General features: G+C 62.9%; 12 protein-coding genes. 11 read left to right on the top strand and 1 reads right to left on the bottom strand.

Annotation, left to right across the window (positions count from 1 at the left end):
* Positions 1–270 precede the first annotated feature (270 nt).
* A complete protein-coding gene (locus tag NKI97_RS30490; RefSeq protein ID WP_352747106.1) occupies positions 271–2,073 on the bottom strand; it encodes a dipeptide ABC transporter ATP-binding protein in 1,803 nt (600 codons plus the stop codon).
* A gap of 208 nt (positions 2,074–2,281) precedes the next feature.
* Here NKI97_RS30490 and NKI97_RS30485 point away from each other — a divergent pair, with 208 nt between their 5' ends.
* The 11 genes from NKI97_RS30485 to NKI97_RS30435 all read left to right on the top strand — a co-directional run bounded on the left by NKI97_RS30485 (position 2,282) and on the right by NKI97_RS30435 (position 14,129).
* Positions 2,282–3,640, top strand: a complete 1,359-nt coding sequence (locus tag NKI97_RS30485; protein WP_352838081.1) for an LLM class flavin-dependent oxidoreductase — start codon at positions 2,282–2,284, stop codon at positions 3,638–3,640.
* A gap of 22 nt (positions 3,641–3,662) precedes the next feature.
* Positions 3,663–4,439: a DUF427 domain-containing protein gene (locus tag NKI97_RS30480; RefSeq protein WP_352453577.1), complete on the top strand. Its 777-nt coding sequence runs from the start codon at positions 3,663–3,665 to the stop codon at positions 4,437–4,439.
* Between the two features lie 33 nt (positions 4,440–4,472).
* Positions 4,473–6,110, top strand: coding sequence for an ABC transporter substrate-binding protein (locus tag NKI97_RS30475; protein WP_352838079.1), 1,638 nt, complete (start codon positions 4,473–4,475; stop codon positions 6,108–6,110).
* Between the two features lie 7 nt (positions 6,111–6,117).
* Positions 6,118–7,077 (top strand): ABC transporter permease, encoded by a 960-nt coding sequence (locus NKI97_RS30470; RefSeq protein ID WP_352838077.1) that lies wholly within the window; start codon positions 6,118–6,120, stop codon positions 7,075–7,077.
* Positions 7,074–7,961: an ABC transporter permease gene (locus tag NKI97_RS30465; protein ID WP_352838075.1), complete on the top strand. Its 888-nt coding sequence runs from the start codon at positions 7,074–7,076 to the stop codon at positions 7,959–7,961. Before NKI97_RS30470 ends, NKI97_RS30465 begins: the two co-directional genes overlap by 4 nt.
* 194 nt (positions 7,962–8,155) lie before the next feature.
* Entirely contained in the window at positions 8,156–8,725 is a 570-nt protein-coding gene (msuE, locus tag NKI97_RS30460; RefSeq protein WP_352457719.1) for an FMN reductase, read from the top strand.
* Positions 8,726–8,752: 27 nt separating this feature from the next.
* Positions 8,753–9,853 (top strand): dimethylsulfone monooxygenase SfnG, encoded by a 1,101-nt coding sequence (sfnG, locus tag NKI97_RS30455; protein WP_352838073.1) that lies wholly within the window; start codon positions 8,753–8,755, stop codon positions 9,851–9,853.
* A gap of 55 nt (positions 9,854–9,908) precedes the next feature.
* On the top strand, positions 9,909–10,811 hold the full coding sequence (locus tag NKI97_RS30450; RefSeq protein ID WP_352838071.1) for an ABC transporter ATP-binding protein: 903 nt from the start codon (positions 9,909–9,911) through the stop codon (positions 10,809–10,811).
* On the top strand, positions 10,811–11,707 hold the full coding sequence (locus tag NKI97_RS30445) for a branched-chain amino acid ABC transporter permease (RefSeq protein WP_023722895.1): 897 nt from the start codon (positions 10,811–10,813) through the stop codon (positions 11,705–11,707). The genes NKI97_RS30450 and NKI97_RS30445 overlap by 1 nt, the downstream gene beginning before the upstream one ends.
* Before the next feature lie 3 nt (positions 11,708–11,710).
* Positions 11,711–12,748, top strand: a complete 1,038-nt coding sequence (locus NKI97_RS30440) for a branched-chain amino acid ABC transporter permease (RefSeq protein WP_352838069.1) — start codon at positions 11,711–11,713, stop codon at positions 12,746–12,748.
* A 49-nt stretch (positions 12,749–12,797) separates the two neighbouring features.
* A complete protein-coding gene (locus NKI97_RS30435; RefSeq protein WP_352838067.1) occupies positions 12,798–14,129 on the top strand; it encodes an ABC transporter substrate-binding protein in 1,332 nt (443 codons plus the stop codon).
* The last annotated feature ends 135 nt before the right edge of the window (positions 14,130–14,264 follow it).

The raw sequence follows: 14,264 nt of genomic DNA, 5'->3' as shown, positions 1-14,264 counted from the left end.
CGAAAAGTCAGGCACTTGAAGAGCGCAGTATGACCGGCTTCTTAGCAAATGTCTATCAAACTTGTAGACATTGCCTTGTAAGGAGCGAGCCTCAGACGAAATGCCATGCGAGCTTGCCTGTGACTACGGTGGATGCCTGATCGCCAAGCTTCCTGCTATCCACGCCTCGAACGGCCGCAGCTCCCGGTCTCTTGGCACGTTGCGACGGGGATCAGCTCCATCGTGCCTTCCTCGCGAGCGCGACGGATCTTCAGAATGATGATCCGTCCTTCATGAACCTTGGTCGAGCCGCCAACATGCGATCAGGTGCTCGTCGCCAGCTTGGCTGAGGGGCGGTTCGGCTTTCCTGCAATCGGCAACAGCGATCGAGCAACGGCCGGCGAAGGCGCATCCCTGGTTCGGGCCCGCCGCGATGTCGGCCTGAGAGATGATCTTCGGCGCTGCATCGTCTGAAGACGCCGCCAGCAGCAGTTTCGTATAGGGATGATTGGGCCCGTGAAAAATCTGGTCGGATGAGCCGGTTTCGACCAGGCGGCCGCGGTACAGCACGCCGATCCTGTCGGCCATGTAGCGCACGACCCTGAGATCGTGGCTGATGAACAGATAGGTCGTGTCCTTGTCGCGCTGCAGGTCGTTGAGCAGGTTGAGAACGGTTGCCTGGACGGAAACGTCGAGCGCCGAAGTGGGTTCGTCGAGCACCACGACCTTCGGCACGCCGGCGAAGGCCCGTGCGATGGCCGCCCGTTGCCGCTGGCCGCCGGATAGTGATCGCGACTTCTGCTCGGCTGTGGCGCCGGCAAGGCGAACCGATTGCAGCAAATCGCTGATGCGGGCATTTATCTCACTGCTGCGCAGGCCGGCGAGCCGGCGTAGCGGGCGGCCGAGGATCCTGCCGATCCGCTGACGCGGGTTGAGCGTGCGATCCGGCGACTGGAAAACCATCTGCACATCGCGGCGTTCGCCAAGACTTCTCTTCTCGACGCGCGGTGCGACCGTCCTGCCGAACAGTTCGACCGATCCGGCGTCTGGCATCTGTAGGCCGGTGACGATCCTTGCCAGGGTCGACTTGCCGGAACCGGACTCGCCGATCAGCCCGAAGGTCTCGCCGTGGCCGATATCGAGATCGACATTGCTGAGCACCGGTTGGCTGCCGAAGGCATGGCTGATACCTTTACAGGCGATCGCGATTCGGCGTTCTTTGCGCTCGCCGGCATCTTCATTCTGGACGGCCGAGTGCGATGGCAGGCCGTCCGTCTCCGCCAGTCTTCCATTCCGCTTCGTGTAGTTGAGCGCCGGGATCGAGGCGATCAGCGCCTTCGTATAGGCGTGAGAGGGGTTGTCGAAGACATCGCCGGCGGCGCCGCTTTCGACCACGGTTCCCGACTGCATCACCGCCACCCGGTCGCAGGAGCGGCGGATCATGTTGATGTCGTGGCTGATCAGCAGAATGCTGGTCTTGTGGTCCTTGCGCAGGCCGGAGAGGATGGCGATGATCTCGGACTGAACGCTGGCGTCGAGCGCCGTCGTCGGCTCGTCCAGCACCAGCAGCGACGGGTCGAGCGCAATCGCGATGGCGATGTTGGCGCGCTGCTGCATGCCGCCGGAGAGTTCGTGTGGATAGAGCCCCAGCACCCGCTCCGGATGGCTCACCCGAACGCGCCCGAGCAGTTCGCAAGCCCGCTCGCGCGCCTCGTCATGGCGCACCGGGCGATGCCGCATGATCGTCTCGGTGATCTGGCGGCCGATCGTCATGCTTGGGTTGAGGGCCGCGCCCGGGTGCTGGTAGACGGCGGCGATGTGATTTCCCCTGAGTTGGCGCAACTGCTCGGCGGAGAGGTCGCGGATTTCGCGGCCCTGGAACTCCAGCGCTGACGCCGTGATGCGGGCATTCTTCGGCAGATAGCGCAGGATGGCGAGCGCCACCGAGCTTTTCCCCGATCCGGACTCGCCGACAAGGCCGAGTGCTTCGCCTTCGCCTATGCGCAGCGAGACGCCACTGACGGCGGGATGCGATCCATTGCGCCCGTCATAGGCGATGGAAAGCTGGTCGACGTTCAGAACCGAGGAGGACATTGGGAGCTTGAAACCACTTTCTTCCAGCGTCGCGATCGAGGGCAATCGCTTCCACTTTCGCAATGCATTATATCTATAAAGTTACTCGAATTAGGACGGAGCGCAATCTAACTTTCATGGCTCAAGAGCGATTGTCACCGCTTTCCGAAGCAGTGCGACAATCTCCGGAGCAGATTTGGCTCCAGAGCAGATCTGGAAGGAGACCGGCATGGCTCGAGACCACATGATCCTCAGCGCATTTTTCTTCAACCCGCAGGGCGATCATCGGATGTCGTGGCGCCATCCGCGGGCGCCGGGCCGGGAGGTGCTGGACTTCGAGTTCTACCGTGATCTCGTGCAGGCGGCCGAGCGGGCCAGGATCGACACCATCTTCGTCGCCGACCACGTTTCGATCTGGGATTCGGTCAAGAGCGGTGTCGCCCACTACGCCAATGCCCGCCTTGAGCCATTGACGCTGCTGTCGGCACTGGCCGGCGTGACCAAACACATCGGCCTGATCACCACGGCGTCGAGCTCGTACAGCGAGCCCTACAATGTTGCGCGCATGTTCGCCTCGCTCGACCATATCAGCAAGGGCAGGGCGTCGTGGAACGTCGTCACATCGGCCATGGACGAGGAGGCGCGCAATTTCGGCCGCGACGGCAACATCGAACATGCGTTCCGCTATGAGCGCGGGGCCGAATTCCTCGATATCGTCAAGGCGCTTTGGGACAGCTGGGAAGACGAGGCGCTGCTGATCGACAAGGAGACGGGCTATTTCGCCGATCCCGACAAGGTCCACCCCATCGATCACAAGGGCAAGCACTTCAAGGTGCGCGGACCCCTCAACGTCTCGCGGCCGCCGCAGGGCCACCCGCTGATCGTCCAGGCAGGCTCGTCCGAGGACGGCAAGAACTTCGCCGCCGCCCAGGCCGATGCGCACTTCGCCATCTACAGCACCAAGGAGGATGGAATCAAATATCGCCAGGATATCAACGAGCGGCTTGCCCGCCACGGCAGGCGGCCGGAGAGCTTTAAGATCCTGCCGGGGATCCTGCCGATCGTCGCCGCCTCCGAGGCGGAGGGCCGGGAACGGCAGGAATACCTGCAGACGCTGCTTCCCGATCAGGTCGGCATCGACCTTCTGTCAAGCTGGAGCGGGTTGGATCTCTCAGTCTATCCGCCAGACGGGCCGCTGCCGCCGCTACCGGACGAGAGCACGTTCAATGGCGGACGGACATCGCTCAACCGGGTCAAGGAATGGTCGAAGCAGAATCTCAGCCTACGCGACATCGCCCGCAAGCTCGCCAACAGCGGTTCGGTCCCGACTGTCGTGGGCACGCCCAAACAGATCGCCGACCAGTTGCAGGACTGGTTCGTTTCAGGCGCCGCCGACGGCTTCAACCTGATGTTCCCGCTGCTGCCCGAGGACTGGGTGAATTTCGCCGAGCAGGTGGTGCCGGAGCTGCAGCGCCGCGGCGCGTTCCCGACCGAATACGCGCCAGGAACGCTGCGCGACCGCTTCGGTCTGGCGCGGCCGGCAAACCGCTTCGCCGAGCAGCGCGACAACGCACGCGCCGTGTCCTGACATCCGCTTCGGAGCAACGATCATGACAGCAGCACCCAGACTTCAGCCGCGCGAAGCCACGGCCCCGCATCTCGTCAATGTCCTGCACAGTCCCAAGCGCGTCCGCGTCAAATTCGGCGGCCGCACGATCGCCGACAGCCGCAACGTGCTCGTGCTGCGCTCCAACCATTTCCTGCCGATCTATTTCTTCCCGCCGTCAGCGGTAGACCCGTCGGTGCTGAAGCCCTCGCTGCATCGCGAACCGCATCCAGTCGGTGGCGAGACGGCCTATTGGGATATCGACAGCGGCGACAGGCGCAGTGCCAACGCGGCGTGGGCGTTCATCTCGCCGCCGGACGAATCGCTGGCGTCCCTGGCTGGCCGGATCGCCTTCACCTGGAAGGCCGTCGACCAATGGTTCGAGGAGGACGAAGAGGTCTTCGTCCATGCGCGAGACCCTTATGCGCGCATTGATGTGCTGCAAAGCACGAGCCATGTGCAGGTCTGGTTCGACGGCGAGCCGATCGCCGACAGTCACCGCCCGGTGCTTTTGTTCGAGACCCATCTGCCGACGCGTTTCTATCTACCGGCGGAAGACATCCGGCTGGAGCGGCTGACGGCGTCCGTTACAACGACGCGATGTCCCTACAAGGGCATTGCCTCCTACTGGTCGGGGCTGCTGAGCGACGGAACGGTGCGCCCGGACATCGCCTGGAGCTACCGGGATCCAATCGTCGAAATGCCGAAGATCAAAGGCCTCATCGCCTTCTATCCGCAGGCCGTTGACCGCATCCATCTCGACGGCGAACCCGTCGCATAGGTTTTTAATTTTCATTTCAAAGCAGGGTTTAACATGACCAAACGCAGGGATATCGACGCACTTCGCAGCCTGTCGGGGGACATCTGGAATGTCGCCGTCGACGAATATCAGGGCGGCTTTCTCAAGCGCCGCGATCTCCTGAAATACGCCGCACTGCTCGGCCTGACAGGCTTTGCCACCTCGCAGGGGTTCGGAGCCGCGCGCGCCGCGGCCGCCGCCGGCGGTACGGTCCGTGTCGGGCTCGGTCAGCCGACCAAGGCGATCGATCCGGTTTCGGTGACCGATCCGGCCAGCATCGGGGTGATCAGCCAGGTCGGCGAATATCTGATCCTCGACGATCCGAAGGACGGTCTCCAGCCGAAGCTCGCTTTGTCCTGGGAGGCCGACGAGACAGCCAGCCGCTGGACCTTCAAATTGCGGCAAGGAGTGAAATTCCACGATGGCCGCGCCGTCACCGCCAAGGACGTGGTGGCGAGCTTCGAGCGGCTGGTCGATCCCGCCAGCGGCTCGTCGGCGCTCTCAGCCTACAAGGGCATCTTGTCCAAGGGTGGCGCCAAACTGGTCGACGAGCAGACAGTCGCCTTCGATCTCGACGGTCCCAACAGCAACTTTCCCTTCTATGTCTCCTCCGACGTCTACAATGCCGTCATCCTGCCGGCCGACTATGCCGGCGATTTCGAGAAGACTTTCAACGGCACCGGCCCGTTCAAGCTCGAATCCTTCCGTCCCAAGCAAGGCGCGAGCTTCGTGCGCAATGACGATTACTGGGGCGACAAGGCGCTGCCCGACCGCGTCGAGATCAAGTTCTTCGACGACGAGCAGGCGCAGGTGCTGGCGCTGCAGGCCGGCCAGCTCGACGTCATCCCCAGCACGACGCGGTTGGAACTGGCGATCGAGGGCAACCCCAACTTCAAGCTGCTCAGCGTGCAGGCAAGCTCGCATGACCAGGTGCACCTCAGAACCGACCAGGCGCCGTTCACCGACAAGCGCATCCGCCGCGCGCTGGCACTCACCATCGACCGCGAGGCGGTGGTCAAGGGCCTGCTGAAGGGCCGCGCCATCATCGGCAACGACACCCCGTTCGCGCCGATCTTCCCTTCGGCCGATCCGTCGGTGCCGCAGCGCAAGCAGGATATCACGGAGGCCAAGCGGCTGCTTGGCGAGGCCGGCGTGCCGAACGGCTTCGAGGTGACGCTGACCACCGAACGCGCCTATGACATTCCCGACTATGCGGTGATCATCCAGAACTTCGCCAAAAAGGTCGGCATCGATGTCAAGCTCAATGTCCTGCCGCAGGACGCCTATTACGGCTCGGCGACCTTCGGCAGCTCGCCCTGGCTGGATTCGGTTCTCGGCATCACCGACTACGGCCATCGCGGCACGCCCGACATCTTCCTCAACGCCACGCTGAAGAGTACGGGAGCCTGGAACGCGGCGCATTTCAACAACCCCGGCTATGATGCGCTGCTGCTCGACTACTCGAAGGCGCGTGACCTCAATGCCCAGCGCCTTGCTGCCGGCAAGATCCAGACGCTTTTGCTTGACGAGACGCCGGCGATCATCAGCTACTTCTCGCAATACAGCCGGATTGTCAGCTCGAAGGTCGAAGGCGTGCGCTTCACCGCAATCTCGCATCTGCTGCTCGATCGCGTTTCCTTCGTCCAGGCATGATCGCGACATGCTGACCGGCCGCATTCTGTCAGCGCGTGTGGGCACACTTGTCCTCACGCTCTGGCTTGTCAGTGTCCTGGTTTTCTTCGCCGGGCAGGTTTTGCCCGGCGATGTCGGCCGCGTGATGCTCGGGCCGTTTGCCGACGCGCAGGCGGTGGCGGAGCTGAACAAGCGGCTGGGCGCCGACCAGCCAGTTCTCGTCCAGTATTGGCTCTGGTTCAGCAAGGCGGTGTCAGGCGATTTCGGCACCTCGCTTTCGATGCGCGCGCCGGTGGCCCCGTTCGTTCTGGAGAGCCTGAAGCGCTCCGCATCCCTTGCCGGCATTATTTTGGTCTTTCTCATTCCGCTCGGGGTTGGCGGCGGTGTCATCGCCGGTCTCAACGCCGGGCGCCTCATCGACCGGCTGATCGTGATGGCGGGCGTCTCCTTCGGCATCGTGCCGGATTTTGTGTCCGGCCTGATGCTGCTCATCGTTTTCGGCCTGTGGCTGAAGTGGTTCCCGATCTCAGGCGTTGCGCCGGATGGCGCGGGCTTCTGGACGCAAGGCTATTATCTGATCCTGCCGGCGCTGCCGCTGGTGCTCAATCTTGCCGGCTACATCGCCCGGATGACGCGGGCCGGCGTGATCGAGGCGATGGCCGCCGACTACACACGCACCGCCGTCCTGAAAGGGCTTGAGCGGCGCGAGATCATTCTTCGGCACGTGCTGCGCAATGCGCTAACCCCGACCATCGCGGTGCTGGCGACGCAGACCGGATACATGCTTGGCGGGCTGGTTGTGATCGAAGCGCTGTTCGGCATCCAGGGACTTGGCAATCTGGTTCTGAACGCGGCCAAGGCGCGAGATTTCCCGATGCTTGAAGCGGGCGTGCTGGTGATGGCGGCAATCTTCGTTCTTTCGGCGGCGGCGGGCGACTTCGTGCTGGCATTGCTCGATCCGCGGCAACGCCGTCGGACCTCGCCATGACGGATCTGACGGAGTTTCCCGCATCACGGCGCGCCGTGGCCGGTTTTCCGGCGGTGCGCAGGATCGGCAGTGCCTTCTCCGGACTGCCCCCATCGGTCGTGATCGGAACGCTGCTGCTACTGTTCTGGGTCGTATGCGCGGTAGCAGGCAATCTCTTCGTTCCGTATAATCCCTATGCCGAGGATTTTCTGGCGATGCTGACGCCGCCCGATGCCTCGCATTGGTTCGGGACCGATCAGCTCGGCCGCGACGTGCTGTCCCGCATTATCGTCGGATCGCGCGATATCCTGCTGGTTGCGCCGCTGGCGACGCTGGTCGGCGTTGCCGCCGGCAGCATCATCGGCCTGGTGCTCGGCTATTTCGATGGCCTCACCGATGCCATTGGCGCGCGGCTGCTCGATACACTGATGGCGTTTCCATTCATCGTTCTCGTCACCATGACGCTGGTGGCGATCGGGCCGTCGAACCTGACCGTCGTCCTGGTGATCGGCATCGCCTATGCGCCGCTGGTGGCGCGCACCGTCCGCGCCGCCGTGCGCGAGCAGAAGGAGCGCGACTATGTCAGCGCCGCCCGGCTTGGCGGCGAAGGCGCGCTCGCCATCATTTTCCTGGAGATATTGCCCAACATCAGGGAGACGATCCTCATCGAGTTCGTCACTCGGCTGGGCTACGCGTTCTTTTCGATTGCGACGCTGAGTTTTCTGGGCCTCGGCATCCAGCCGCCGTCGGCCGATTGGGGACTGGCTGTCGCCGACGGCTACGGTTTCCTGACCGGCGGTAAATGGTGGGTCGTCGTTTTCAATTCCGACGCGATCGTTTCACTGGTCATGGCAACGAACCTAATTGCCCAAGGCTTAGGCGCGTTTGAAAATGGTGATGGATGAATGCGAAGCCGTATTGATGGCCTGAGCTTCGGTCTGCTCGCTATACGGAATACGTCCATTAGCAGAACGGCATTTTTCTCCGCGAGGCCGAAAAATCGGAACGTAGTTCCTTATCTCTATAGATTTTGTCGAATATCGTCTGCCCCGGTTTGGAAATGACCCGATGCGCATGCGGGGTCTGGGAGATTGACGAGTTGGCACGGCTATCGGTTCTCGGAATATCCGGCGGCGTAAGCACACCATCGCGCACTACTGCGGTGGTCAACGCGCTGGTCAAGGCAGTCGCCTTGCGCGTCCCGGCAGACACCGGCCTGATCGAAATCACCGAGGCGGCGCCTTTGATTTTCGCCGGGTTGTCTCGTGGCGCGCTTGGCGCGTCTGGCGAAGCGATCATCCAGCGTGTCGAGAAGGCCGATCTGCTCGTGGTCGGAACGCCGGTCTACAGGGCGTCCTACACCGGCGCTCTCAAGCACCTGTTCGACCTTGTCGATTATCGTGCACTGACGGGCAAGACCGTGCTTCTCGCGGCGACCGGCGGAAGTCCATACCATGGCCTGGTTCTCGAACATCAGCTCCGGCCATTGTTCGGTTTTTTCGGGGCCGTCACCGTCCCGACCGGCGTCTACGGCGCGCCCGACGATTTCGTCGATGCCAAGATCGTCGGCGCAGCGATTATCGAGCGCATCTCACGGGCCGCTACCGAAGCGGTCTCGTTGCTTAATTCCAGTGATACAAACACTGCCGTCGCCACGCGCGTCGGTTGAAGCCAATCAAAAGGGGAAACGAACGAAATGACCTTGAATTCCGACGACGTGAAATTCGCCTACTGGGTCCCGAACGTTTCGGGCGGCCTTGTCATCTCCAACGTCGAGCAGCGGACAGGCTGGGACATCGACTATAACCGCAAGCTTGCTCAGATCGCCGAGGCCAACGGCTTCGACTACGCGCTGAGCCAGATACGCTTCACGGCCGGCTATGGCGCCGACAACCAGCACGAATCCGTATCGTTCAGCCATGCCCTGCTTGCGGCGACCACAACGCTGAAAGTCATCGCGGCGATCCTGCCCGGCCCATGGAATCCAGCGCTGGCGGCCAAGCAGATAGCCACCATCAACCACCTGACCAATGGCCGTGTCGCGGTCAATGTCGTCAGCGGCTGGTTCCGCGGTGAGTTCGCCGCCATCGGCGAGCTGTGGCTCGACCACGACGAGCGCTATCGCCGCTCGGAGGAATTCATCCGCGCGCTGCGCGGCATCTGGACCGAGGACAATTTCACTCTGAAGGGCGACTTCTATCGCTTTACCAACTACTCGATGAAGCCGAAGCCGATCGATCCGCAGCCGGAGATCTTCCAGGGCGGCTCATCACGCGCGGCGCGCGACATGGCTGCGCGGGTTTCCGACTGGTATTTCACCAACGGCAACACGCCGGAAGAGATCAAGAAGCAGGTTGACGACATCAAGACCAAGGCGAAGGCCAATGGCCACAAGGTCAAGATCGGCGTCAACGCCTTTGCCATCGCTCGCGAAACCGAGGCAGAAGCGCGCACCGTGCTCGACGAGATCATCGCCAAGGCCAATCCGGAGGCGGTGCAGGGTTTCGCCGATCAGGTCAAGAATGCCGGCAAGGCGTCGCCGGAAGGCGAGGGTAACTGGGCGAAATCCTCGTTCGAGGATCTTGTCCAATACAATGACGGCTTCCGCAGCAATCTCATCGGCACGCCGGAACAGATTGCCGAACGCATCCTCAAGCTGAAGGATGCCGGCGCGGATCTGATACTGCTCGGCTTCCTGCATTTCCAGGAAGAGGTAGAGTTCTTCGGCAAGCGCGTCATCCCTCTGGTGCGCGAACTGGAAGCGGCGCGCGACAGGGAGCTCGTCGCCGCGGAATAGGACACGCGCGGCCTTCAGGCCGCCGCCGGCACGCCTTCAAAATCAGGGACGTTTCATGATTGGTGCTTCGCTGGGAGCCGCCGCATACGAGCGCGCGCCCGAAATTTCCGGCATTCTTGCTGGTGCTGGTCCCGTCGAGGACACGCGCCCGGCGCGCCTGTCGGCAAAGGCTGATGCGATCCTGGCGCTGGGCGGGATCAGCATTTCTTTTGGTGGCGTCATGGCATTGCGGGATGTCGACCTCGAGGTCAAAAGCCGCGAGATCCGCGCGGTGATCGGTCCCAATGGCGCCGGCAAATCCTCGCTGATCAACATCATCAGCGGCCTCTATCACGCCGATCAGGGCAAGATCGCGATCGATGGCCAGTCCTTCTCCCGGGTGTCGGCAAGCCGTCTGGCACGGCTCGGCGTCGCGCGCACCTTCCAGAACCTGGCACTGTTCGGTGGGCTTTCAGTGAGCGACAACATCGCGTCGGGCCGCGTCCACACCCGGCGCGCCAGCTTCGTCGAACATATCGCCGGTCTACCGCGCGCCCGGCGCGAAGATGCCGCGATCGCTGAAAAGGTCGACCAGACAATCGCCTTCCTGCATCTCGAGGCCGTCGCCGATCGCCTGGTCGCAACGCTGCCCTACGGCCTGCAGAAGCGGGTCGAACTGGCGCGCGCGCTTGTCGCCGAGCCGAAGATCCTGCTGCTCGACGAGCCGATGGCCGGCATGACGGCGACCGAGAAGGCCGAGATGGCCGGTTTCGTGCGCGCAGCGCGCGACCGGCACGACGTCACCATCATCCTCATCGAACACGACATCGGCGTGGTCATGGGGCTCTCCGACCGCGTCGCCGTGCTCGACTACGGCCGCAAGATCGCCGACGGGACACCGGCCGAGGTCAGGGCCAATCCGGCGGTGATCCGGGCCTATATCGGCACCGCCGAAGGCGAACATGGCGAGGGCATCTGATGAGCTACTATGATTTCCTCTTCGTCATCGAGGTGCTGGTCGGTGGCTTGCTCTCAGGCGTCATGTATTCGCTCGTCGCCATCGGTTTCGTGCTGATCTACAAGACGTCGGGCGTGCTGAACTTCGCGCAAGGGTCGATGGTGCTGTTCGCCGCACTCACCTTTGTCAGCCTTGTCGAACGCGGCATCCCGTTTGCGCTTTCGCTGCTCATTACCCTCGCGGTCATGGTTGCGCTGGGCTTCACCATCGAGCGAACTGTGCTGAGGCCGCTGGTCAATCGCTCGCCGATGACGCTGTTCATGGCCACGCTTGGCCTGTCTTACATCATTGAAGGCGCTGCCCAGTTGGTGTGGGGCACGCAGGTGCACGGGCTCGATCTCGGCATCGACGACACGCCGTTCGAGGTCGGCGGTATCCTGATATCGTCGTTCGATCTTCTTGCTGCAGGCATTGCCGCGGCGATGGTCGCCGGCTTGAGCGCATTCTTCTATTGGACCCGGATCGGGCTGGCGTTTCGCGCCGTCGCAGACGACCAGTTCGCGGCGCTCGCCGTCGGGCTGCGGCTGCCCCGGATCTGGGGGACGGTGTGGACGGCCGCGGGGTTCGTGGCACTGGTCGCGGGACTTTTGTGGGGCGCGCGCCTCGGCGTCCAGTTCTCGCTGTCGCTGATCGTGCTGAAGGCGCTGCCGGTACTGGTGCTTGGCGGCTTCGATTCCATCCTCGGCGCCATCGTCGGCGGCCTCATCATCGGCGCCAGCGAGAAGCTCGCCGAGGTCTACCTCGGACCCTTTGTCGGTGGCGGCATCGAAGGCTGGTTCGCCTATGCGCTGGCGCTGGTCGTCCTGCTGGTGCGCCCCTCCGGGCTGTTTGGCCAGAAGACTGTCGAAAGGGTCTGACCGATGGCCGTGCAAGCGCTCGATGCCGCAAGGCGTCCAATCGACTGGCAGAAGTTAGCTCTGCCGGCCGCCCTGATTGCCGTCGCCTACGGCCTGATCCCCACCTATGCGTCGAGCTATTTCGTCGAGGCGATCCTGTTGCCGTTCCTGGCGCTCAGCCTGGCGGCGGTCGGCCTCAACCTTTTGACCGGCTATTGCGGCCAGCTTTCGCTGGGCTCCTCCGCCTTTATGGCGGTCGGCGCTTTCGCCGCCTACAATTTCAACCTTCGGGTCGAAGGACTGCCGCTGGCTGCGACCATGATCCTGGCCGGGATTTCAGCCGCCGGCATCGGCGTCGTGTTCGGATTGCCGAGCCTGCGCCTGCGCGGCTTCTATCTCGCCGTCTCGACGCTCGCCGCCCAGTTCTTCGTGCAGTGGGCGCTGACCAAGTTCGGCTGGTTCTCCAACGACAACCCTTCCGGGGTGATCTCGGCGCCGCACCTTGCCGTTGCGGGCTTCTCGCTCGACAGGGCGACGGGCCGCTACCTGCTCTCGGTGACCACGGTCATCGTGCTCACGGCGCTCGTCTGGCGCCTGGTCAACAGCGCGACCGGCCGCAATTTCATCGCCGTGCGCGACAACGAAACCGCCGCGCGGGTGATCGGCGTCCCTGTGCTGAAGACCAAGCTGCTCGCGTTCGCCATCTCGTCCTTCATCATCGGCGTCGCCGGGGTGCTGTGGGCCTTCACCTATCTGCGCACGGTCGAGCCGGCCGGCTTCAATCTCGACCGCTCGTTCCAGATCCTGTTCATCATCATCATCGGCGGGCTGGCCTCGATACGCGGCGCCTTTCTGGGAGCGGCGTTCATCGTCATCTCTCCGCTCATCCTGTCGCGGCTTGGCGCCTTCCTGTTTGGCGGACTGTTCGATTCGGGTGTTCTCGACATGAGCCAGCGCATCGTGCTCGGCGCGCTCATCATCATCTTCCTCATCGCGGAACCGAACGGGCTGTCGGCCCTCTTCGACCGCCTGAAACGACGGATCGGCTCAAGGTCCAGCTGAGCGCCGCTCGACATCCTCTCACGGACCACAACCTCAGGAGACGCAATCCATGACCTTCTTCAGTCACCTCAAGAAAGCGGCGATCGCCACGGCCTTCGTCCTCGGCGCGACGGCGGTCCACGCCGACGAGCAGTATTTTCCCCTGCAGAGCTACCGCGTCGGCCCTTATGCCGCCGGCGGCACCGGCTTCTTCGGCGGCTTCATCGACTATCTCAACCTGATCAACATCCGCGACGGCGGCGTCAACGGCGTCAAGCTGACCTGGAGCGAGGGCGAGACGCAGTATGAGGTCGAGAAAGGCGTCGAGGTCTATGAACGATTGAAGAGCAATCCCGGCATCGCCGCCTGGAACCCGCTTTCGGTCGGTATCGCCTATGCCATGATCGACCGCATCACCGATGACAAGGTGCCGCTGATCACCATCAACCACGGCCGCACCGACACCACGGACGGACGCGTGTTCCCTTACGTCTTCCCGCTGCTGCTCAATCCCTACAGCGAGACCTCGGGCATCGTGAACTATATCGCCTCCAAGGAAGGTGGCCTCGACAAGCTCAAGGGCAAGAAGATCGTCGTGCTCTATCACGGCTCGCCCTATGGCAAGGAGACGATTCCGATCTATGAGCTGCTGTCGCAGAAATACGGCTTCGAGCTGTCGCAGATCGAGGTTCCGCATCCAGGCAACGAGCAGCAGGCGCAGTGGCTGACGATCCGTCGCGAGCATCCCGACTATGTGGTGCTGCGCGGCTGGGGCGTGATGAACCCGGTTGCGCTCAAGACCGCGCAGAAGACCGGCTTCCCGGCCGATCACATCGTCGGCAATGTCTGGTCGAATTCGGAAGAGGATGTGATCCCCGCGGGCGATGCCGCCAAGGGCTATACGGCCATCACCACCCAGGCGTCAGGCGAGCAGTATCCGGTGGTCCAGGAGATCGTCAAAACGGTCTACGGCGCCGGCAAAGGCAATCTCGACGAAAAGAGCCGTATCGGCTCGGTCTACCACAATCTCGGCATCGTCAACGGCATCCTCAATGTCGAGGCGGTCCGCATCGCGCAGACCAAGTTCGGCAACCGCACGCTCACCGGCGACGAAGTCCGCTGGGGCTTCGAGCATCTCAAGCTCGATCCGGCACGCGTCGAGGCACTGGGCGCCAAGGACCTGTTCCACTCGATCAACGTCTCCTGGGACAATCACGAAGGTGACGGCTACGTGACCTTCCAGCAGTGGGACGGCAAGAAGTGGAACGTCGTCTCCGACTGGATTGCGCCCGACTGGAAGCTGCTGCGTCCGATCATCGAGAAGTCGTCCGAGGCCTATGCCAAGGAAAAGGGCATTAAGATCCGCACGGCCGAAGACGCCGAAGCAGTGGTCAGCAACTGAAGTCCAACAACTCGCGGGCCGCCCCCCCGGCCGGCCCCCAGTTAATGCCCATTTGGGGTGAAACCTGTGGAACCCCGCAAAAAAACAACAGTGAGTGACCCCCGCGGGGGGCCGGGAACACCGCCGCCCACCCCC

It is taken from the genome of Mesorhizobium sp. M0296 (assembly GCF_040321675.1).
In the GTDB taxonomy this organism is placed as follows: domain Bacteria; phylum Pseudomonadota; class Alphaproteobacteria; order Rhizobiales; family Rhizobiaceae; genus Mesorhizobium.
Note: the sequence above shows the minus strand (reverse complement) of the source record. Positions and strands in the feature narration are given on the sequence as shown.